The 19,906-nt window shown below is 69.2% G+C and carries 20 protein-coding genes and 1 pseudogene; 12 read left to right on the top strand and 9 right to left on the bottom strand.

Translation table 11 applies throughout. The annotated features are described in order from the left end of the window. Window positions 1-87: 87 nt before the first annotated feature. The 3 genes and pseudogenes from CGZ93_RS20105 to CGZ93_RS11205 all read left to right on the top strand — a co-directional run. Window positions 88-417: pseudogene (locus tag CGZ93_RS20105) on the top strand (DUF937 domain-containing protein); the annotation flags it as partial. Between the two features lie 14 nt (window positions 418-431). Beyond that, window positions 432-905, top strand: coding sequence for a hypothetical protein (locus CGZ93_RS19475; protein WP_229117379.1), 474 nt, complete (start codon window positions 432-434; stop codon window positions 903-905). 1 nt (window position 906) lies between these two features. Beyond that, window positions 907-1,506 carry a Maf family protein gene (locus CGZ93_RS11205; protein ID WP_094364221.1) on the top strand — a complete coding sequence of 200 codons (600 nt, stop codon included), beginning with the start codon at window positions 907-909 and terminating at the stop codon, window positions 1,504-1,506. 19 nt (window positions 1,507-1,525) lie between these two features. On the opposite strand, the gene CGZ93_RS11200 is transcribed toward CGZ93_RS11205, so the two are convergent. Then, entirely contained in the window at window positions 1,526-1,939 is a 414-nt protein-coding gene (locus CGZ93_RS11200) for a hypothetical protein (protein ID WP_094364220.1), read from the bottom strand. Window positions 1,940-1,966: 27 nt separating this feature from the next. Here CGZ93_RS11200 and CGZ93_RS11195 point away from each other — a divergent pair, with 27 nt between their 5' ends. From CGZ93_RS11195 to efeB, 6 genes are all read left to right on the top strand, one after another. Further along, window positions 1,967-2,914: a decaprenyl-phosphate phosphoribosyltransferase gene (locus tag CGZ93_RS11195; RefSeq protein ID WP_094364482.1), complete on the top strand. Its 948-nt coding sequence runs from the start codon at window positions 1,967-1,969 to the stop codon at window positions 2,912-2,914. Between the two features lie 30 nt (window positions 2,915-2,944). Then, window positions 2,945-3,634: an SDR family oxidoreductase gene (locus CGZ93_RS11190; protein WP_094364219.1), complete on the top strand. Its 690-nt coding sequence runs from the start codon at window positions 2,945-2,947 to the stop codon at window positions 3,632-3,634. After that, the gene (locus CGZ93_RS11185; RefSeq protein WP_094364218.1) at window positions 3,631-4,704 is read left to right on the top strand and encodes a winged helix DNA-binding domain-containing protein; all 1,074 of its coding nucleotides are present in this window, start codon (window positions 3,631-3,633) and stop codon (window positions 4,702-4,704) included. Before CGZ93_RS11190 ends, CGZ93_RS11185 begins: the two co-directional genes overlap by 4 nt. A gap of 177 nt (window positions 4,705-4,881) precedes the next feature. Further along, complete coding sequence (gene efeU, locus CGZ93_RS11180; protein ID WP_094364217.1) at window positions 4,882-5,745, top strand: iron uptake transporter permease EfeU; 864 nt, start codon at window positions 4,882-4,884, stop codon at window positions 5,743-5,745. Further along, entirely contained in the window at window positions 5,742-6,914 is a 1,173-nt protein-coding gene (gene efeO / locus CGZ93_RS11175) for an iron uptake system protein EfeO (RefSeq protein ID WP_094364216.1), read from the top strand. The genes efeU and efeO overlap by 4 nt, the downstream gene beginning before the upstream one ends. 17 nt (window positions 6,915-6,931) lie before the next feature. Further along, window positions 6,932-8,200 carry an iron uptake transporter deferrochelatase/peroxidase subunit gene (efeB, locus tag CGZ93_RS11170; RefSeq protein WP_094364215.1) on the top strand — a complete coding sequence of 423 codons (1,269 nt, stop codon included), beginning with the start codon at window positions 6,932-6,934 and terminating at the stop codon, window positions 8,198-8,200. 65 nt (window positions 8,201-8,265) lie between these two features. Here efeB and CGZ93_RS11165 read toward each other — a convergent pair whose 3' ends face one another. The 3 genes from CGZ93_RS11165 to CGZ93_RS11155 are packed head-to-tail and all read right to left on the bottom strand — an operon-like array spanning window position 8,266 to window position 11,496. After that, window positions 8,266-8,700 carry a lipoprotein LpqH gene (locus CGZ93_RS11165; protein ID WP_094364214.1) on the bottom strand — a complete coding sequence of 145 codons (435 nt, stop codon included), beginning with the start codon at window positions 8,698-8,700 and terminating at the stop codon, window positions 8,266-8,268. Between the two features lie 28 nt (window positions 8,701-8,728). After that, window positions 8,729-10,264: an acyl-CoA carboxylase subunit beta gene (locus CGZ93_RS11160; protein WP_094364213.1), complete on the bottom strand. Its 1,536-nt coding sequence runs from the start codon at window positions 10,262-10,264 to the stop codon at window positions 8,729-8,731. A gap of 47 nt (window positions 10,265-10,311) precedes the next feature. Then, on the bottom strand, window positions 10,312-11,496 hold the full coding sequence (locus CGZ93_RS11155) for an acyl-CoA dehydrogenase family protein (RefSeq protein WP_094364212.1): 1,185 nt from the start codon (window positions 11,494-11,496) through the stop codon (window positions 10,312-10,314). Window positions 11,497-11,685: 189 nt separating this feature from the next. Here CGZ93_RS11155 and CGZ93_RS11150 point away from each other — a divergent pair, with 189 nt between their 5' ends. Continuing rightward, entirely contained in the window at window positions 11,686-13,554 is a 1,869-nt protein-coding gene (locus CGZ93_RS11150; protein ID WP_094364211.1) for a potassium transporter Kup, read from the top strand. Between the two features lie 29 nt (window positions 13,555-13,583). Here CGZ93_RS11150 and CGZ93_RS11145 read toward each other — a convergent pair whose 3' ends face one another. Beyond that, complete coding sequence (locus tag CGZ93_RS11145; protein ID WP_229117378.1) at window positions 13,584-14,588, bottom strand: magnesium transporter CorA family protein; 1,005 nt, start codon at window positions 14,586-14,588, stop codon at window positions 13,584-13,586. Between the two features lie 103 nt (window positions 14,589-14,691). Between CGZ93_RS11145 and CGZ93_RS11140 the strand changes: the two genes are divergently transcribed. Beyond that, complete coding sequence (locus tag CGZ93_RS11140) at window positions 14,692-15,345, top strand: M23 family metallopeptidase (RefSeq protein WP_229117377.1); 654 nt, start codon at window positions 14,692-14,694, stop codon at window positions 15,343-15,345. Between the two features lie 6 nt (window positions 15,346-15,351). Here CGZ93_RS11140 and CGZ93_RS11135 read toward each other — a convergent pair whose 3' ends face one another. After that, window positions 15,352-15,684: a DUF899 family protein gene (locus CGZ93_RS11135; protein WP_141211184.1), complete on the bottom strand. Its 333-nt coding sequence runs from the start codon at window positions 15,682-15,684 to the stop codon at window positions 15,352-15,354. Between the two features lie 53 nt (window positions 15,685-15,737). On the opposite strand from CGZ93_RS11135, the gene CGZ93_RS11130 reads away from it, so the two are divergent. Continuing rightward, complete coding sequence (locus CGZ93_RS11130; RefSeq protein ID WP_094364209.1) at window positions 15,738-16,577, top strand: RCC1 domain-containing protein; 840 nt, start codon at window positions 15,738-15,740, stop codon at window positions 16,575-16,577. A gap of 59 nt (window positions 16,578-16,636) precedes the next feature. Here the strand turns inward: CGZ93_RS11130 and CGZ93_RS11125 are convergent, their stop codons facing one another. The 3 genes from CGZ93_RS11125 to CGZ93_RS11115 all read right to left on the bottom strand — a co-directional run bounded on the left by CGZ93_RS11125 (window position 16,637) and on the right by CGZ93_RS11115 (window position 19,807). Then, entirely contained in the window at window positions 16,637-17,971 is a 1,335-nt protein-coding gene (locus tag CGZ93_RS11125; RefSeq protein ID WP_094364208.1) for an HNH endonuclease signature motif containing protein, read from the bottom strand. Window positions 17,972-18,368: 397 nt separating this feature from the next. Continuing rightward, window positions 18,369-19,001 (bottom strand): TetR/AcrR family transcriptional regulator, encoded by a 633-nt coding sequence (locus CGZ93_RS11120; RefSeq protein WP_094364207.1) that lies wholly within the window; start codon window positions 18,999-19,001, stop codon window positions 18,369-18,371. Continuing rightward, complete coding sequence (locus CGZ93_RS11115) at window positions 18,986-19,807, bottom strand: alpha/beta fold hydrolase (protein ID WP_176451732.1); 822 nt, start codon at window positions 19,805-19,807, stop codon at window positions 18,986-18,988. The genes CGZ93_RS11120 and CGZ93_RS11115 overlap by 16 nt, the downstream gene beginning before the upstream one ends. Between the last annotated feature and the right edge of the window lie 99 nt (window positions 19,808-19,906).

Below are 19,906 nucleotides of genomic sequence, written 5' to 3'. Positions count from 1 at the left end.
GCCAGGACGGGGTCTTCCCGACGGCGGTCGGCGCGCACTAGCGTGGTCCCGGCGCGACCTCCGGGGTCGCCCAGAAGGGGTTGCACCATGAACAAAGTGGACGAGATCCTCAGCGGCGTACCGATGGACCAGCTGGCCGACCAGGTGGGGGCCGATCCGCAGACCGTGTCCGCGCTGTCCGAACAGCTGGTCGGAGCCCTGATCACCGGCATGTCGGCCAACGCCGACGACCCGGGCGGCGTCCGTTCGCTGGCCACCGCCCTGGACAACCACTCCGGTTCGGACCTGCTGGCCGGCGGGGTCGACCTCGAGATGGTGGACACCGACGACGGTCAGGCGATCGTGCGCAACGTGTTCGGCAACAACACCGACGCGGTGACGCAGACCCTGGGCAGCCAGTTCGCCGGCGGGAATTCCTCACTGGTGAAAAATTGCTGCCGATCCTGGCCCCGATCGTGCTCGCCTACCTCGGCAAGCGGCTCTCCCAGGGCCAGTACGGCGACATCCTCGGCCCGATCCTGTCCGGCCTCGGCGGCGCGGCGGGCGGCGGCTCCGGGGGACGCCAGCAGGGGGGCCCGTCGCTGCCGGACATCCTGCTCGACATGCTCGGTGGCGGCTCCGGTCAGCGCGCACCGGAACAGCCCGCACCCGCACCGCGCCGCCAGGACCCGGCGCCGCAGCAGCGAGCCCCGCAGCAGACCCCGGCCCCGGCGCCGCCGGCCCCGCCCGCGCCCTCCCCCGGGGGCGACCCGAACGATCCGGACGCCCCGGCCGCGGACACGATCCCACTGGACGACGAACCGGCGCCGCAGGAGGATCAGGGTCGGCAGCAGTCCGGGGGTGCCTCCGGCGACGTGCTGATCGACATCCTGGGCGGGCTGCTCGGCGGCGGGCGGCGCGGCTGACGTGCGGTTCGTCCTCGCCTCCGCCTCACCCGCCCGGCTGCAGACCCTGCGCAACGCCGGCCTCGACCCCGAGGTCGTCGTCTCCGGGGTCGACGAGGAGGCGATCGACGCCGCCTCCCCCGCCGAGCTCGCCCAGCTGCTGGCCACCGCCAAGGCCGAGGCCGTGGCCGATCAGCTCGGCGACGGGGACTGGCTGCTGGTCGGCTGCGACTCGGTGCTCGAGCTGGATGGCGCCGCCCATGGCAAACCCGGTACGCCCCAAGCTGCGGTCGAGCGGTGGCGGGCGATGCGGGGCCGGACCGGGGTGCTGCACACCGGGCACCGGTTGATCCGCCACGAGGGGAATCGGCGGCTCGCGGCCGGGCGTACCGGCTCCACCGAGGTGCACTTCGCCGACCTGGACGACGCCGAGATCGAGGCCTATGTGGCCACCGGCGAGCCGTTGCAGGTGGCCGGCTCGTTCACCCTGGACGGGCTCGGCGGGGCGTACGTGCGCAGCATCAGCGGTGACCCGCACAACGTGGTCGGGATCAGCCTGCCGCTGCTGCGCGACCTGTGCGAGGAGCTCGGCGTCGCCTGGCACGCGCTCTGGGCGCGCTGAGCCTCCCGGGTCTGAGCCCTCACGGGTCCTTGCGCAGGGTGAGGGCGGAGAGACCGTCGGTGGCGGTGAACGCCCCGGACCAGCCCGAGCCGACGAACACCAGCGAGTCACCCTTGTCGGCGGTGATCCGGAAGCCCCCCTCCCCGAGGTGGCCGCGCAGCCAGCCGGCCAGTTCGGCCGGTGCCGGGCTGGTGAAGGTGGCGGTGAGCACGTTGGGCTGGTCCACCCGCTGATCGATCCGCGCGCCCCTGGGCAGCGTGACGGCGGCCGCGGGTCCGTTCTGGAAGCCGAGCTGGGCCAGGCTCACCCCGCCGGCGGGAACGCTGACCGACGTCGGAGCCGGCGGCTGGGGGCGTACGCCCTGGCCCGCGGCACAACCGGCCAGCAGCAGCGCCGCCGCCGGCAACGCCACCCTCAAATACACGTCCCGCACGCCAGTCACGATAGCCTCGTGCACGACATGACTACTGAGCCTCACTCCACGGCCGACCAGGCCGACGTCGTCGAGCGTCCCAAGACCTATCTGCCGGCGGCGATCCGCGCCATGCGTCCGCGGCAGTGGGTCAAGAACGTGCTCGTGCTGGCCGCGCCGCTGACCGCGGGTCGGATCTTCGAGCTGGACGTGCTCTGGCACGTCGCGCTGGCGTTCATCTCCTTCTCGCTGATCAGCGCCACCATCTATCTGATCAACGACGCCACCGACGTGGCCGAGGACCGGCTGCACCCGACGAAGCGGTTCCGGCCGATCGCCGCGGGTGAGCTCAGCGTCCCCGCGGCCTACGTGCTGGCGGCGATCACCTGTGCCGCGGCGCTCACCATCGGCTTCTTCACCGCGAAGATGCTCGGCGTGGTGCTGGTCATCTACTTCGTCCTCCAGCTGGCGTACACCCAGTTCCTGAAGAACCAGCCGATCCTCGACCTGGCCATGGTCGCCTCGGGCTTCCTGCTGCGGATGATCGCCGGCGGTGTCGCCACCCACATCCAGCTGTCGGCGTGGTTCCTGCTGGTCGCGGCGTTCGGGTCGCTGTTCATGGTGGCCGGCAAGCGCTACTCCGAGATGCACGCCCTCGGCGCCGACGCCGGCACGCGGAAGTCGCTGAAGGCGTACACGATCACCTATCTGCGCTTCGCCTGGCACCTGTCCGCGGCGATCACGCTGATGTCCTACTGCCTGTGGTCGATCGGCGGCCAGCTCGACCCGGGCCAGCCGGCTCCGGCGAAGGGCCTGTTCGGGCTGCCCTGGCTGGTCATCTCGATCATCCCGCTGACCATCGGCCTGCTGCAGTATGCCCTCGAGGTGGACAGGGGCGACGCCGGCGAGCCCGAGGACGTGGTGCTGAAACACCGCGCCCTGCAGGTGTCCGGTCTGCTCTGGATGGTCTGCCTGGTGCTCGGCATCTTCTTCTGATTCAGTTTTGACCCAACGCAGGGAGGCCTCATGACCGCACGCCCCATCGCCCTGATCACCGGCGCCAGCCGCGGCATCGGTCGCGCGATCGCGTTCGACCTGGGCCGCGACCACCACGTGCTGGTCGGCGGCACCCACGCGGAAGCGGTGGACGCGCTGGTCGCCGAGCTGCCCTCGGCCGCCCCCTTCACCGCCGACCTGACCGACCCGGCCCGCATCGCCGAGCTCGCCGCGGACATCCCCAGCCTGGACGTGCTCGTCCACTCGGCCGGGATCTCGGTCCACGGCCCGATCGCCGAGGTCGACCACGACGAGTGGACCCGGGTGCTGGCGGTGAACGTGGTCGCCGTGGCCGACCTGACCCGGCTGCTGCTGCCGGCCCTGCGCACCGCCGGCGGCCAGCTGATCAGCATCAACTCCGGTGCCGGCTACACCGCCCGGCCGGGCACCGGCCCGTACGCCGCCTCGAAGTTCGCGCTGCGCGCGCTCACCGACGCGCTGCGCGAGGAGGAGCGTGGCCGGGTGCGGGTGTCCTCGATCCACCCCGGGCGGGTGGACACCGACATGCAGCGGGAGATCCAGGCCCGGCGCGGCAACGACGACTATCGCGGCGAGATCTATCTGACGCCGGAGTCGGTGGCCGCGGCGGTCCGGCTGGCGGTCGATGCCACCGACGAGGCGATGGTCGAGAGCATCTTGGTACGCCCGGTGGTGACGTGACGCTGCACCCCGCGGACCTGTCACTGGCGCGGATCGTCGCCCAGCGGCTGGCCGGGCCGCCGCTGGCCGACCCAGCGACCGTGGTCGCGCACCTGGGCTGCGTCCAGGGACAGGACCTTCCCGGAGCGCTAACCTCGGTGGCCCTGCGCACCGCGGAACGCAGCCTGGCCGGCGTACGCCGTGCCCTCGACGAGGCGAAGGTGGTGCGCACGTGGCCGATGCGCGGCACCCTGCACCTGGTCCCGGCCCGGGACGCCGCGTGGATGTGCGGGCTGACCGCGCCGCGGATGGACGCCCACGCCGCGCGGCGGCGCGCGGAACTCGGGCTGACCGAGCAGATGTCGTCTGCGGCGGGTGAGATCGCGGTCGCCGCGATCCGCGCGGACGGTCCGCAGACCCGGGCCGAGCTGCTCGCCCGCTGGGAGCCCGAAGGGTTCACCGAGGTGTCGGGGCGTGGCTATCATCTGCTGTCCCAGTTGAGTTATCGGGGGATTCTGACGCAGGGGCCGATGACCGCCGACGGGCGCACCGAGCAGCGTTTCGTGGTGCTGGAGGACTGGGTGCCCGAGCTCGAGCGACCGGAACGCGAGCAGGCGCTGGCCCGCTGGGCCGAGCTGTACTTCGGCTCCCACGGCCCGGCGACGCGGGCTGACTTCGCGCGCTGGACCGGGCTGACGATGACCGACGTACGCCTCGGTATCGCCGGGGCGACCGGGCTCACCCGTCAGGAGATCGACGGCGTCGAGCACTGGTTTGCCGAGGAGCTTCCGGACCTGCTCGCCGATCACCGTCGCGCGGCCGGCGCTCCCCTGCTGCTGCCGGGATTCGACGAGCTGATCCTCGGCTACGCCGACCGCTCCTGCACGCTGGACCGCGACCACGAACAGCTGGTCGTCCCGGGCCGCAACGGCGTGTTCAAGCCCACCGTCATCCATCGGGGCAAGGCGGTCGGCACCTGGAAACGGGTACGCCGCAGTGCCGGCGACCGGCTGGAGACCCGGGCCCTCGGCGAGCTGAAACTCCCCTCCGACCGCCAACTGGACCGGGCCTTCGAACAGCTCCCCCGCTGACACCACGTTCCCCGAGCGGTCGGGCATGCAGCGAAGCGGAGCAGTGACCGAGGTGTCGAGGGGAGCGACCGGAACTCCAGTGTGACCTGCCCATCACTCTCGTGAAGTGCATTGCCAAGGCGGGACCACCGTGATAGACCTCTTCTCAGGTAAGGCTTGCCTAATCCGGGAGGTGTGATGCTGGCGAACTTTCTGATCGGCCTGCGTGAGGGCCTCGAGGCGGCCCTGGTGGTCAGCATCCTGGTCGCCTATCTGGTGAAGTCCGACCGCCGTCACCTGCTCCCCCGGATCTGGGCTGGCGTCGGCGCAGCGGTGCTGGTCTCGCTCGCGTTCGGGGCACTGCTCACCTTCGGCCCGAAGGGGTTGACCTTCGAGGCCCAGGAACTGATCGGCGGCGGGCTGTCCATCGCCGCCGTCGGATTCGTCACCTGGATGATCTTCTGGATGGCCAGAGCCGCGAAGAACCTGTCCGGAGAGCTGCGCAGCCGGGTGGACGCCGCGGCCGAGGGCGGCCGGGCATCGCTCGTGGTCGTCGCCATGCTCGCCGTCGGCCGCGAGGGGCTGGAGACCGCACTGTTCCTGTGGGCGGCCACCCAGGCGGCGTCCGGGTCGGGGGGTTCGAGCCTCACCCCGCTGATCGGCGCCCTGCTCGGTCTGCTGGTGGCGGTGGCACTCGGTTGGGCCCTCTACAAGGGCGCACTGAAGATCAACCTGACCAGGTTCTTCACCGTCACCGGCGCGTTCCTGATCCTGGTCGCAGCCGGGGTTCTCGCCTACGGGGTGCACGACCTGCAGGAGGCGCGTTTCCTGCCCGGCTTGCACAATCTGGCCTTCGACGTCTCCCACCTGGTGCCGCCGACGTCGGTGCACGGCACCCTGCTCAAGGGGATCTTCAACTTCTCACCGGCCACCACCTGGCTCGAGCTGATCGCCTGGTGGGCGTACGCCCTGCCCACCTCCCTGCTCTTCTGGCGCACCATGCGCCGTCGCACGACCACCCCTGCCATCCGTGAACCCGTACCCGCTGGAGATCTTCGATGATCCGTCTGACCCGCACCCTCGCCGCCGCCGGAATCGGCGCCCTGCTGCTCGGCGGCCTGGCCGGCTGCACCGACAACACCAACCGGGCCGGCGCCGCTGGCGATCCGCGCCACCTGTCGGTGAACGCCACCGACACGTCCTGTCAGGTGTCGGCCGCCGAGGCCCCCGCCGGCAAGCTCACCTTCTCGGTGCGCAACTCCGGCGCCAAGGTGACCGAATTCTATCTGTTGGGTGAGGACGGCCTGCGGATCCTCGGTGAGGTGGAGAACATCGGCCCCGGCCTGACCCGCGACCTGGTGCTCTCGGCACCGGCCGGAAAGTTCTTCACCGCCTGCAAACCCGGCATGGTCGGCGACGGCATCCGCAGCGCGTTCACCGTCCATCCCTCCGCGGAGCAGGCGCCGGTCAGCGAGGACGACAAGGCGATGGTCGAGCAGGCCAATCAGCAGTATCAGCTCTACGTCAAGGACCAGACCGAGCAGCTGCTCAGCAAGACCGAGGCGTTCGCCGCGGCCTACAAGGGCGGTCAGGACGACGCCGCGCGCCGGCTCTATCCGCAGGCTCGGGTGCACTGGGAGCGGATCGAGACCGTCGCCGAGTCGTTCGGCGACCTGGACCCGAAGATGGACGCCCGCGAGGCGGATCTGAAGCAGGGCGAGGAATGGAGCGGCTGGCACCTGATGGAGAAGGACCTGTGGCCCCAGCGGGCACAGAACTACCAGCCGCTGAACCAGACCGATCGGGCAAAGTACGCCGACCAACTGGTGGCCGACACCAAGGAGCTGTACGAACGGACCCGCTCACTCACCTTCACCGCCGACATGATCGCCAACGGCGCCAAGGGCCTGCTCGACGAGGTCGCCACCGGAAAGGTGACCGGCGAGGAGGAGTACTGGTCGCGCACCGACCTGTGGGACTTCCAGGCCAACGTCGACGGCGCCCGGGTGGCGTGGCAGGGACTGCAACCGCTGTTGAAGAAGAAGGATGCTCAGCTGGACGGCCAGCTGACCACCGACTTCGCCGAGCTGCAGAAGCTGCTCGACAAACACAAGGTCGGCGACGGGTTCAAGACCTACGACAAGCTCTCCGAGGCTGAGGTGCGGGAACTCTCCGACGCCGTGAACGGGCTGTCCGAACCGTTGTCCAAGCTCACCGCCGCGGTGATCTGAGCCAGAGGATCCCTACGATGGCGGACATCTCGCGCCGTGGCCTGCTCGGGGCCGGCGGACTCGGCCTGGCCGCAGCCGGTGCGGCCTTCGCCGGTGGGTACGCCGCAGCGGCCCCGGACGCGGCCGATGCCGCCGCGGGAGCGGCGCCGGCCGAGCGGCGCTATCCGTTCCGCGGTCCACATCAGGCCGGAATCACCACCCCGGCACAGGATCGGCTGCACTTCGCCGCCTTTGACGTCACCACCGACTCCCGGGACAAGCTGATCCGGCTGCTGCAACGCTGGACCGAGGCCGCGGAGCGGATGACCCGCGGTGAGGCCGCCGGTGCCGGTGGACAGTCCTATGACTCACCCCCCGACGACACCGGCGAGGCGATGGGGCTGCCGCCCTCGGGGTTGACCATCACCTTCGGCTTCGGCCCGACACTGTTCACCGACGCCCAGGGGCGCGACCGGTTCGGGTTGGCGGCGCGAAAACCTCAGTCCCTGCAGCGATTGCCGCACTTCCCCGGAGACCGGCTGGACCCGGCGCGCAGCGACGGTGACCTGTGTGTGCAGGCCTGCGGAGACGACCCGCAGGTGGCGGTGCACGCGATTCGCAACCTCGCGCGGATCGGTTTCGGCACGGTGGCGGTACGCTGGTCGCAGCTCGGGTTCGGACGTACCTCGTCGACCTCGACCGACCAGGCCACCCCACGCAACCTGTTCGGGTTCAAGGACGGCACCGCCAACCTCAAGGCGGAGGACCCGAAGTCGGTCGAGGAACACGTCTGGGTACCCCGCGGCCGGGAGACCGCCGCCGACTGGCTGGCCGGTGGCTCCTTCCTGGTGGCCCGGCGGATCAGCATGCACATCGAGACCTGGGACCGCGCTCCGCTGCGGGAACAGGAGACCATCATCGGGCGGAGCAAGGCCGAGGGGGCACCGATGTCCGGTGGTCAGGAGTTCACCGGACCCGACTTCACACTGGCCGGACGCGGCCAGAAGCCGCTGATCGACGTCAACTCACACGTCCGCCTTTCCCACCACAGCAGCAACTCCGGGCGCCGGATGCTCCGTCGCGGCTACAACTTCGTGGACGGGTCCACCGCACTCGGCCGGCTCGACGCGGGTCTGTTCTTCCTCGCCTACGTGACGGATCCGGCCACCCACTTCATCCCGCTGCAGACCAACCTGGCCCGCAATGACCTGCTCAGCGAATACCTGCTGCACACCGGCTCAGGGCTCTGGGCGATCCCGCCCGGTGTCGCCGACCGCGAGTTCGTCGGCCAGGCCCTCTTCACCTGACGTTGAACCCCACGATCCCCGAGTAGCAGAGGATGGCAATCCTCTGCGTGTCGAGGGGAGCGACCTCACTCGATCTTGTTGCAGCTCACGGTGATCTTGAACTCCTCGGTACCACCCGCGGGTTTGCCCTCAGCCACCCGGACCAGAGTGCCGCTGACCAGGAACGTGTTCGCGCTGCGGCTCACCACCGCCCGACCGGTGTTGTCCTGAGCCCGCATCATCATCGTCGGTTGACCCTTGGCACCCATCACCACACCCACCACCTTGGGCTGCTGATCCTCGGTCACTCCAACCTGTGTCTGTGCCGGGCCGGAGTCCATGGTGATCAGGATCCCACCCTCCTTGCGTTCGCACTTGATCGAGCTGGCCTGGTAGGTCTCGCCCTCGACCTCGAACTGGCCGCTGCCACCGTTGATCAGGGAGCATCCGGACAACAGCCCGAATGCCAGCACCGATACGGGAAGGGCTCGGCCGAGTCGCCGGAACAAGGGGGTGGTCACGCGTCCAGCCTAGCCGCAACGGGCTCGATCAGACCGGAGGAATGCCGTGCCGACGGGCAACCAGGTGTCGGTCCTTCCCGGCGGCGGCGGCGAATCGCGCGATCAGTTCCCCGCGCACCTCACCGGGGTTGATGATCCCGTCGATCACCAGGTCGCTGGCCAACCGCAGGATGTCGATGTCGACCTCATATTCCTCCCGCAGCTTCGCCACGTAGGCCTCGCGCTCGGCCGGATCCTCGATCGCGGCGATCTTGTTGGCGTACACGGCGTTGATCGCCGCCTCTGGCCCCATCACGGCGATCTTGGCGGTGGGCAGGGCGAGACAGGCGTCCGGCCCGAAACCGGGTCCGCACATGGCGTACAAGCCGGCCCCGTAGGCCTTGCGGACGATCAGCGAGATGGACGGCACGGTCGCCTCGGACATCGCGGTGATCATCTTCGCCCCGTGCCGGATGATGCCCTGCTTCTCCACCGCCGAGCCGATCATGAACCCGGGCACGTCGGCCAGATAGAGCAGCGGGAGGTTGAACGCGTCGCACAACCAGATGAAGCGGGCGGCCTTGTCGGCGGAGTCGACGAAGAGTACGCCCCCCTTCACCGCCGGCTGGTTGGCCACGACTCCGACCGGTTTTCCTTCCAGCAGGCCGATTCCGGTGACCAGCTCAGGGGCGAACAGCGGCTTGGTCTCAAAGAACGAGTCCTCGTCACAGATCGCCTCGATCACGGTGTGGATGTCATAGCCTACCGATTCCGAGGAGGGGACCAGGTCGTCGGTGAACTTCCGCGCGGCCGGCGCCGACTCCTGCACCGGCGGCTGGTCGCGCCAGTTCAGCGGCAGATAGGAGAACCAGTGCTTGGCCTGTTCGATCGCGTCCGCGTCGTCGTGGGCGAGTTGGTCGCCGCACCCGGAGACGGTGGCGTGCATCCGCGCGCCGCCCATCTCCTCCAGGCTGACCTTCTCCCCCACCACCATCTCCGCCATCCGCGGCGAACCGAGATACATCGACGCGTTCTGCTCGACCATGATCACCAGGTCGGTGAACGCGGGGATGTACGCCCCGCCCGCGGCCGAGGGGCCGAACAGGCAGCAGATCTGCGGCACCTTGCCCGACAGCAGCACCTGGTTCTTGAAGATTCGGCCGGCGCCGCGGCGTCCCGGAAAAAGCTCAACCTGGTCGGTGATCCGGGCCCCGGCGGAGTCGATGAACCAGAAGATCGGCAGCTCGTCGCGCAGCGCGGTCTCGGTGACCCGGACGATCTTCTCCACGGTGCGCGCACCCCAGGATCCGGCCTTGACCGACGGGTCGTTGGCCACCACCAGTGCGGGGCGCCCCTCGACCAGTCCGCGGCCGGTGACCACCCCGTCGGCGGGCAGGTTTCCGGCCAGGGCGTTGGCGAGCTGTCCGTCCTCGATGAAGGTCTCCTCGTCGAACAGCAGCGAGATCCGGTCGCGGACGAACAGCTTGTTCTGCGAGTCGAGCTTGGCCCGCGCCCTGTCCGCCAGGGAACCGCTGGCATCCCGGGCGGCCTGGATGTCGGCCGCACTGCTCACCCCGTCGACCATCGGTCCTCCCTCGCTCGTGCTCTCCCGCCGTCCCACGCCGTCGGCGCTCACTCGACCGGCAGGCCGAGTCCGCGGGCGATCAGCATCCGCTGCACCTCGGAGGTGCCCTCGCCGATCTCCAGAATCTTTGCGTCGCGATAGAAACGGGCCACCGGGTATTCCTCGATGAAACCGTAGCCGCCGAACACCTGGGTCGCGATCCGGGTCGCGGCAACCGCGTTCTCGGAGGTGTAGAGCTTGGCGATCGCGGCGGCCCGCTTGAACTCGGCGAGCTGCTTCTTCGACGGCTGAGCGGGCAGGGCGTCCTTGAGCGCTGCCGCCGAATAGGTGAGCAGGTGCGCGGTGTGCGCCATCAGGTCGAGGTCGGCGATCTGGAAGGCGACCGCCTGCTTGCGCCCGATCGGGCCGCCGAAGGAGGTGCGCTGCTGCGCGTACTCGACGCACAGGTCGCGGCAGGCGCGGATGCACCCGAGCGACAGGGCCGAGATGGCGACCCGGCCGTCGTCCAACGTGGACAGGAATTGCGCGTACCCCTTGCCGCGCGCGCCCAGCAGGTTCTCCTCCGGGACCCGGCAGTCCTCGAACGCCAGCGGGTGGGTGTCCGAGGCATGCCAACCGAGCTTGTGGTACGCCGGTTCGACGGTGAAGCCGGGGGTGCCGTTCGGCACCATGATCGCCGACAGCTCGGGGCGTCCGTCGTCCTTGGTGCCGGTGCGGGCGGTGACGGTGACCAGGGCGGTGAGGTCGGTGCCGGAGTTGGTGATGAACTGCTTGGCACCGTTGACGGTCCACTCACCGTCGGCGAGCTCGGCCCGGGTGCGGGTGGCGCCGGCGTCCGAGCCGGCCTCCGGTTCGGTGAGCCCGAAGCCGGCGAGGGTACGCCCGGCGACCAGGTCGGGCAGCCAGCGTTCTTTTTGTTCCTGGGTGCCGAAGTTGAGGATCGGGTTGATGCCCAGTCCGACCCCCGCCTCCAGGGTGATCCCGATCGACTGGTCCACGACGCCGAGCTCTTCGATCGCCACGCACAGGCTGGTGAAGTCGCCCGAGCCACCGAACTCCTCCGGCGAGTGCAGCCCGAACAGTCCCAGCTCCCCCATGGCGCGCACGGTGTCCACCGGGAAGCGGTGTTCGCGGTCCCACTCGGCGCAGTGCGGTGCCACCTCCTTGCGGGCGAAGTCGGCGACCACGGCACGCAGGTCCTGGTGCTCCTCGGACAGTTCGAAACTGGTCATCACATCTCCTTGAGCTTCGATGGAGCAGATACTAGGACGCCCTAGTATTTTCCGCCACCGCCGCAGTCGGTCCATGGATCACACCGACCATCGACAAGGGGCCATACTGGCCGGGTGAGCCAGAACAGGGCCGCAGCGCCCAGCACACCCGGGGCGCCCGCCGAGGAGAACGGCCGACCGCACGGGCCCGTGCCGCTGGTCGGGTTGACCGCACTGGGAGTGGTCTTCGGCGACATCGGCACCAGCCCGTTGTACTCCCTGCAGACCGTGTTCAGCATCGAGCACAACACCGTGGCCCCGAATCCCCTCGACGTCTACGGGGTGATCTCGCAGGTGTTCTGGGCCATCGTGCTCGTGGTGACGGTCAAGTACGTGGCGCTGGTGCTGCGCGCCGACAACGACGGCGAGGGCGGCATTCTGGCCCTGGTGCACCTGCTGCGGCAGCGGCTCCGTGGTCATCCGCGGTTGGCCGTGTCGGCACTCATGCTGGGGATTCTCGGGGCCGCCCTGTTCTATGGCGACAGCCTGATCACCCCGGCGATCTCGGTTATGTCAGCGGTGGAGGGGCTGACGGTGTCCCAGCCGCAGCTCGAAGAGTGGGTGCTTCCTGTGTCGGTGGTCATCCTGACCGCGCTCTTCGCGATCCAGCGCTGGGGCACCGAAAAGGTGGGGCGCGCCTTCGGGCCGGTGATGCTGGTCTGGTTCGTCTGTCTGGCGGCCCTCGGCATACCGCACATCGTCGAGCACCCCGAGATCGTGGGCGCGCTGCTGCCGCACCACGCCTGGCTGTTCATGCTGGAACGCCCCTGGGTTGCCTTCATCGCGATGGGCGCGGTGGTGCTGACGATCACCGGTGCGGAGGCCCTGTACGCCGACATGGGCCACTTCGGCGCCCGGCCGATCCGCCTGGCGTGGTTCGCGGTGGTGCTTCCAGCGCTGGTGCTCAACTACCTCGGCCAAGGTGCGATGATCCTGCACTCGCCGGAGACCTCGGACAACCCGTTCTTCCGGATGGCACCGGCCTGGGCCCAGCTGCCGCTGGTGGTGCTGGCCACGGTGGCCACCGTGATCGCATCCCAGGCGGTCATCTCCGGGGCCTTCTCGGTGTCGCGCCAGGCGACGCGGCTCTACCTGCTGCCACGGTTGACGATCCGGCACACCTCGAAGCACGAGGGCGGTCAGATCTATGTGCCCGTGGTGAACTGGATCCTGTTCGGCGGGGTGCTGGTGCTGATCGCGGTCTTCCAGTCCTCGGCACGGTTGGCCACCGCGTACGGCCTGGCGGTGACCGGCACACTGCTCTTGACGATGCTGCTGTTCCTGTTCCTCGCCCATCACGTGTGGCACTGGCGGTGGTGGCAGCTGGGGCTGGTCGCGGTGTTCATCGGCGGCATGGAGGCGGTGTTCTTCGCCGCGAACCTGATGAAGCTGCCCTCGGGTGGCTGGATCCCGTTGCTGATCGCGGCGGCGGTGATCACGGTGATGTCGACCTGGCACCGTGGTTATCAGCTGGTCGCCCAGCGTCGTGCGGAACTCGAGGGGCCGTTGGACGACTTCGTGGAGGAGGTCCGCGACTCCGGACTGGTGCGGATTCCCGGGGTGGCGGTGGTCCCCCACCCGGACCGGGCGACCGTCCCGCTGGCGCTGCGATTCAACGTCGGGTTCAACCGGGTGCTGCACGGTCGGGTGGTGATCGTCAGCGTCGTTTACGAGAACGTGCCCCACATCCGGCACGTGGACCGGGTCCAGATCAACGATCTCGGGTACACCGACGACGGCATCGTCTACCTCGCCTACCACATCGGCTTCAACGACACCGCCAACATCCCGGCAGCGCTGGAGCTGGCCCGGGGGCGTACGCCCGAACTCGACTTCGAACAGGCCGAGGTCACCTACCTGCTCTCCACCGCCGAGGTACGCCGGGGTGACAACCCGGGCCTGTCGCGGTGGCGCAAGCAGCTCTACATGGCCCTGACCCGCAACGCCGCGAGCCGGTCCTCGGTGTTCTGCCTGCCGCCGGAGCGAACCGTCGTGATGGGTTCGCAGATCACGCTCTGAGCCTGTCGACCCCTGAGCCTGTCGAAGGGTCAGATCCAGTCGCGCCGCCGCAGCAGGAGGAACACCGTCGCCGTGATCAGCAGAATCAGCGCCACGCTGAGGATCAGTCCGAGCGGTTCCCCGTTGCCCCAGAACGGCACGTTCTGCCCGAACCAGCCGGTGATCGCGGTGGGCACGGCGATCACCGCGGCCCAGCCGGCCAGCTTCTTCATCACCTGGTTGAGCTGGGCGTCCTGCAGCGACAGGTTGGTCTCGAAGATCGACCCAACGACGTCGCGCAGCGACTCGGTCCACTCGGCCGCCCGCATCACGTGGTCATAGAGGTCCTGGTAGTAGCCGTCCAGACCGTGATCGGCCACCTGCAGGTCGGATCGGTAGTGGATCAGCGTGTTCACCACCTCCCGCATCGGCAGGACCACCCGGCGCAGCGCCACCAGCTCCTTGCGCAGCCGGTACACCTGCTGCTGGATCACGGTGCGTGAGATGCGGTGCTCGAACAGTTCGTCCTCGGTCGCCTCGGCGGCGTCGTCGAGCTGCTGGATGGTGTCGAAATGGCCGTCCACGATCACGTCGAGCAGTCCGTGGGCCAACGCCCCGACGCCGAGTCGCATCAGCGCCGCCTCGGTCTCCCAGCGTTCCACCACCTGGTCCATTTCAAAGTGGTCGTCGGCCCGGACGGTGATGAGCCCGAACGGCAGCACGAAGCAGTTGATCCGCGAGGTGACCAGTCGGGAGTCGTGCAGCTCCTCCCCCGCGTCCTGGCCGAGCCAGGCGGCGTACACGGCCAGGAAGGTGTGGCTGGCGTGCCGCATCGCCTTGGGCCGTTCGGCCGGCGCGATGGCGTCCTCGACGGAGTGCGGATCGAGCCCGACCTCACGGGCGAGCAGGGCCAACTCGCTCGCGTCCGGGTCGACCAGGTCGACCCAGACCAACGAGTCCGGGTCGACGATCAGCTCCTCGACCGTGGTCAGTTCTTGCGCCGCGGGCGTACGCCGCCCGTCGCGCCACTGCAGCACTCGTACGCCTCGGTTCACCCGCTCAGTCTGCCGCAGCCGGCGGCGCTTTCGCGGGACGCACCATTGCCATTTCCGGTCGCAGGGCGAGATGATCAGCGCGCCTCCAGAAGACAGGACCCCCATGATCCGCACTCCGCTGCTCGCCGGTGTCGCCTCCGCCGCGCTGCTCGCACTCCCCGGCGCCGCCTGGGCCGAGCCGACCCCAACCGCCACGGTCGCACCCTCGGGCGGTCCGAGCGCGACTCCCAACACCAGCGCGACGCCCACTCCGACGCGAACTCCCGCCGCGCCCCTGGCGCCACCGCCGTGCGCACCGTTGCCCGCTGGGACGTACACGATGGGGGCGCGCTGGAGTGCCGTCGGCAGCTGGGCCCGGTACCACACCGGCCAAGACTTCCCGGCGCGCGTGGGTACGCCGGTTCTGGCCGTCGCCGACGGGATCGTGGAGGGACCTGCAGCAGGCGCCGCCTGGGCCGGGACCCATGTGGTGATCCGCCATGCGAACGGCGGGGCCACGATGTACACCTTCCTCTCCACGCTCCTCGTCCGCCCCGGTGACCGGGTCGCGGCCGGCCAACAGATCGGCGCGGTCGGCATGACCGGACGCACCTTCGGTCCGCACCTGCATCTGGAGTACTACCCGCCCGGCACCCGACCGGGTGAGGTCTACACATCGGCAGATCCCTACGCCTGGCTGCTCACCCGGCCGTGCGAGAAGAGGGTTGCTCCCGCCGGCCCCGAGCACACCGGCGGGTTGGCGAAGACGGGCAGTTGATCCTGCTCAATATTCGTCGAGGCGACGGTTCCGTTCGAACGCCTCCTGCTGCGGCCAGCCCTCGGGTGAGTCCTCCCAGGTCTCCTGGCGGCCAGAGACGCAGCGGTCCAGATAGCCCGCCTGGGAGCTGAGCGGCTCGACCCCGCGACCGGACGTGCGATAGGTGAGATAGGGCCGGTCGTCCACCTTGAGCAGCCAGCTGACGCCGGACAGCTCGTTGCCCTCGACCGTCCAACCCCAGTCCTGGTTGAACTTGTTGCCGTGCGAGGACACCCACGGCTCGGTCCACCCCATCCGCTTCGAATAGGCGGTCAGCTTCTCGCCGCGGATCAAGCCCACAACGTCAAGTTCATCGCATACCAATGAGGCCGTAGCCTGCTTCGGGAGGAGGCATGCCCATGCGCGCAGTGGCGATAGCGGCTGGTCGACGACACTCGCTGGCCTGCCTTGGCGACGGAACGGTTCTGGCGAGTGGCAACGGCACCTCGGGTGAGCTCATGGTGGACGCCTGGCGGGACGTGGTCTCCGTGGCGGCGGGAAACGTGCACACGGCCAACAACACCGGCCGGTCCCACAGCGTCGGGCTTCGGGCCGACGGCTCGGTGGTGGCAACGGGGTGGCAGGCGGACGGGCAGTGTCAGGTCTCCGGCTGGCGGGGTGTGGTGGCGGTGGCCGCGGGATGGCGGCGTACGCTCGGCCTGCTCGCCGACGGCCGAGTGCTCGCGGTCGGCCGCTCTGACGAGGGCCAGTGCGCGGCTGGCGGTTGGCGTGAGGTGGTCACCGTTTCCTGTGGTGACTGGCATTCCGTAGGCATCCGCGCCGACGGGAGCGCTCACGCGGTTGGCGCGGACAGGCGCGGTCAGTGTGCGGTGACCGACTGGCGCGGCCTGGTCGGGATCGCGGCCGGCTATCTGCACACGGTGGCGGTGGGGCGGGATGGCCGCGTGCTGGCAACCGGTGACCGCTCCACCGGGGCGTGTGCGGTGGACGAGTGGACAGACGTCGTCGCCGTCGCCGCGGGCAGCTATCACACCCTCGGGCTGACCTCTTCCGGCCGAGTGCTCGCGACCGGGCTCGACCAGCACGAACAGTGCCGCGTCACCGGTTGGCGCGATGTCGTCGCGATCGCCGCCGGCTCCACCCACTCACTCGCCCTCCGCTCTGACGGAACCATCCTCGCCACCGGCAACAACGCCGACGGCCAGTGCGACTTCGCCCAGCACGTCTGCTGAGCGAGCTTGCGAGTCGAAGCCCTGTTGAGTTCCCTTCGACTCCCTCGCCCCCTGCGCGCTCAGGGGGCGTTGGGGTCACAGGGTCTGGGGATTCGGAAACGGGCATGGCGGGTGTGCTTCCGGTCAGTGTTGAAGTACTTCGGTGGGATCACGAACGGCAACCCGTCGGGGTCGAGGCGGATGGCCCAGCGTTCGGGGTTGTCGGCATTCCAGGGTCGGTCGCGGGCGGGTTCGACCTGGCGGTGGTGGTGGGGGCACAGCAGCACCAGGTTCCACAGTTTCGTCGGGCCGTACGCCCACCACGGTTGGACGTGGTGGGCCTCGCAGTCCTCCGGCGGATGCGTACAGCCCGGGAACACACACCCCTTGTCCCGGGCCATGAGAGCGGCCCGGATCTCCGAGGTGACCAGCCGCTGCGGCGTGCCAACCTCCATCGGAACCCCTTTGCCGTTCATCACGACCGGCAGGATGTCGGCATCACACGCCAGCCGGCGCACCTCGGTCGCCGACAGATGCTCCCCGCACGACACCTGCACCGTACCCAGACCCGTGCGCAACGTCTCCAACGACACCAGCACAGAGATCCGCGGACGATCGCCACCATTCTTGGGTGCATCACCGACCTTCGCGGCCCGGCGGATGAGGATCATCAACGCATCCGCCCGCATTTGCGCCCGGGTCGGCGGGACCGCGTCGGTTTCCGTGACCACTCGCCACAGCGCCGACTCGTGGGCCTTCAACAACGCGGCGAGTTCTTCACCATCGGCCAGCGGGAGTTTGCCGGCCAGGAGGTAGGAACCGTGATGATCCGGCGCCAACGACAGCCGCCGGTTCTTCTCGGCCTGCAGCCGTTCGGCTTCCAACCGGGCGGCCTCGACGGCGTCGGTGCCGTCGGGGTCAATCGTCTGCCGTACGTGCAGCGACAGTTTGCGCAGGTCATCGGGGGCGAAGTCGGCGGCGAACCCGACCATCAACTCCTGCGCCCGATCCAACTCCGCGGTGGCAAGGGTGTCGGGCAGCTCCTGAAGCCCGTTGAGGATTCCGCGGACCTGGCTGTCCGACAGCAGCCCAGCACACGCGGCCTCGGCGATCAGGTTGAACCGGCCGAACAGAATCGTTGCCTGCTTCACGATCCGGCGTGCCTCCCGGCCGCTGTGCCGATGCTGCCGAGTCAGGAACGTGGCGGTCGAGCACAGGTGCAGTCGTTCGGCCGCTTCGCGCTGCTGCGCCTCGGCGACCAGCTGCGCGCGAGCGGCCTGGGCCGCGGCAACCTGCGCATCGGCCTTGTCGATCAGGGCCAGGACTTCTTCGTCGGTGAGCAGTGCGAGGTTGTCGAGTTCGGGCAGCATGGACACCGCGGTGATCACCGTGGGGGTGTCGGCTGTTGTGCTCATGGTTCAAGTACATCAGTCGGGTCTGACAGTCCGACCCCGAGAACGGCCCGAAATGACTGTGTGGGCAGAAAAATTGTAAGAATCTTTGGGCCACTCCAGTCACAGCGCTCCCCGAGATGCTTCCACTCGCAAGCTCGCTCAGCCACCGTAACGGCGGGTGGCTTCGACAAGCTCAGCCACCGTGGGCCTGGAAACTGGACGTTGGGCGCTGAGGTGGTGGAGGCGGAAAGGGCGTCGGGGCGTGGTCGGGCGTACCGAGCTGAAGACCAGACCGGCGGCAGCACAAACCCAACCACCAGCGAGGTGGGCGGGACGCCCTTTCCGCCGCAACCACCGGACGCAACCACCGGAGGTGACCACAACCAGCAGGCTTCGACAGTCTCAACCACCGACAGGTTCAGCGGCCGAGAAGGGCGACGAGTTCCATCCAGGCACCGGGATCGACGGACCCGTCGCCCGTTTCCAACGAGGACACCATCAGCGCCATCGTGTCGGCCGCCGCGACCAACTGGTTGCGATCATCAGCGCCCACGATCCGCGCCACGGAAAGGAATCCGGTGCTCGCGGCCGACAGCGCCAGGGCCACCGCGCCGGGGTCCACATCCGCCCGCAACGCGCCACCCTCCTGCAGCGCGGCGACGTAGGCGACCAGGGCCACATGCCGGGCGCGATAGCGGTTGTCCTCGACCTGAGCCACATAGGACCCGAGCACCCCACGGTCGTCCAACAGCGCCGCGGTCATCAGCGGATCACCGAGCATCCCGAGCAGCACCCGGCGGAACCCCTCCCCCAGCCCGGGCGGCGGGCCGCTCCGGCGTACCCGCGCCGCCAGTCTGCGCATCGAACGTCGCAGAAGTTCATCCAGCAACGAATCCTTGGATTCGAACTCGAGATAGACCGCCCCCTTGCCGATCCCGACCCGCTCCGCCACCGCGGCCACAGTCATCGCGTTGAACCCACGCTCCAGCACCATTTCCTCGGCCACGTCGAGAATGCGTCGCCGTCGTTCGGGAATCAGCGGCCGGGGCATACCCGCTCCAAGAAGCTGAGCATCGCCTGCACCGTCTGCTCCGGCGCATCCCGTTGCACCCAGTGCTTTCCGCCCGGCACCACGACCAGCTCGGCATCGTCGACCACGGCGGCCGCCTCGCGCACCCAGCGCAACGTCACCCCCGGGTCGGCCGCGCCGTGCACGAACAGCACCGGGCAGTCGAGATCGCCCACCCGTTCCCGATAGTCCGTACGCAGCCCAGAGCATCCGATTTCACTGCGTTGCCATTGCTCAAAGGTCGCCGGTCCCGGCCCTCCCAGCGCGGCACGGATCTCAGCGCCGAAGTCAGCGGGCAGCACCGACCGGTCCCGCACCAGGGAGCCCAGCGACGCCTCGACCAGCCGCGGCGAGCGTCCCATCGCCCGGCTCACCCGCGGCCCCGCCCCAGAGTGCACCCACAGCCACGACGCCAGATGTGTGAGTCGCCCACCCATGGCCGGCATCAGCCCATAGCTGCCCAACAGCATCAGCCCGCGCACCCGGTGCTCCAGCGCATGCCCGAGTGCCATCCCGCCGCCCATGGACAGCCCGCCCAGCACGGCGTCGGTCAGGTCGAGCGCCTCGATCAGCTCCGCCAGATAGGTCAACAGCTCCGACTGCCCCTGCGGGCTGGCGGGGCGGTCGCGGTGCCCATATCCCGGATGATCGGGCGCGCACACGCCATATCCGGCCTCGGCCAACCGCGGAATCACCCCACCCCACGACAGCTCGGCCGAGTCGGCTCCCCCACCGTGCAAGAGCACTACCGAACCGCGTTCCCCGCGCCCGGCAGTCAGATAGCTCACGACACCACCCGACAGCCGCACACTCCGCCGTTCCATCCCACACCCACTTAGTGACCACATCCTGATTCTGGTCACCAAAGCTACCAGCCCGGGGTACGC

Origin of the sequence: Enemella dayhoffiae (genome assembly GCF_002250625.1) — a bacterium.
Classification (GTDB): Bacteria; Actinomycetota; Actinomycetes; order Propionibacteriales; family Propionibacteriaceae; genus Enemella; species Enemella dayhoffiae.
The sequence above is the reverse complement of the archived record's forward strand: the minus strand, read 5'-3'. Positions and strand labels throughout refer to the sequence as shown.

Bases quoted from the DNA above. Each gene is read 5' to 3' on its own strand.
- CGZ93_RS11195 (WP_094364482.1), top strand. From the start codon at position 1,967: ATGACTACTGAGCCTCACTCCACGGCCGACCAGGCCGACGTCGTCGAG.
- efeB (WP_094364215.1), top strand. From the start codon at position 6,932: ATGGCGGACATCTCGCGCCGTGGCCTGCTCGGGGCCGGCGGACTCGGC.
- CGZ93_RS11155 (WP_094364212.1), bottom strand. From the start codon at position 11,496: ATGACCAGTTTCGAACTGTCCGAGGAGCACCAGGACCTGCGTGCCGTG.
- CGZ93_RS11120 (WP_094364207.1), bottom strand. From the start codon at position 19,001: ATGCCCCGGCCGCTGATTCCCGAACGACGGCGACGCATTCTCGACGTG.
- CGZ93_RS11140 (WP_229117377.1), top strand. From the start codon at position 14,692: ATGATCCGCACTCCGCTGCTCGCCGGTGTCGCCTCCGCCGCGCTGCTC.
- CGZ93_RS11130 (WP_094364209.1), top strand. From the start codon at position 15,738: ATGCCCATGCGCGCAGTGGCGATAGCGGCTGGTCGACGACACTCGCTG.
- CGZ93_RS11160 (WP_094364213.1), bottom strand. From the start codon at position 10,264: ATGGTCGACGGGGTGAGCAGTGCGGCCGACATCCAGGCCGCCCGGGAT.
- efeU (WP_094364217.1), top strand. From the start codon at position 4,882: ATGCTGGCGAACTTTCTGATCGGCCTGCGTGAGGGCCTCGAGGCGGCC.
- CGZ93_RS11125 (WP_094364208.1), bottom strand. From the start codon at position 17,971: ATGAGCACAACAGCCGACACCCCCACGGTGATCACCGCGGTGTCCATG.
- CGZ93_RS11190 (WP_094364219.1), top strand. From the start codon at position 2,945: ATGACCGCACGCCCCATCGCCCTGATCACCGGCGCCAGCCGCGGCATC.
- efeO (WP_094364216.1), top strand. From the start codon at position 5,742: ATGATCCGTCTGACCCGCACCCTCGCCGCCGCCGGAATCGGCGCCCTG.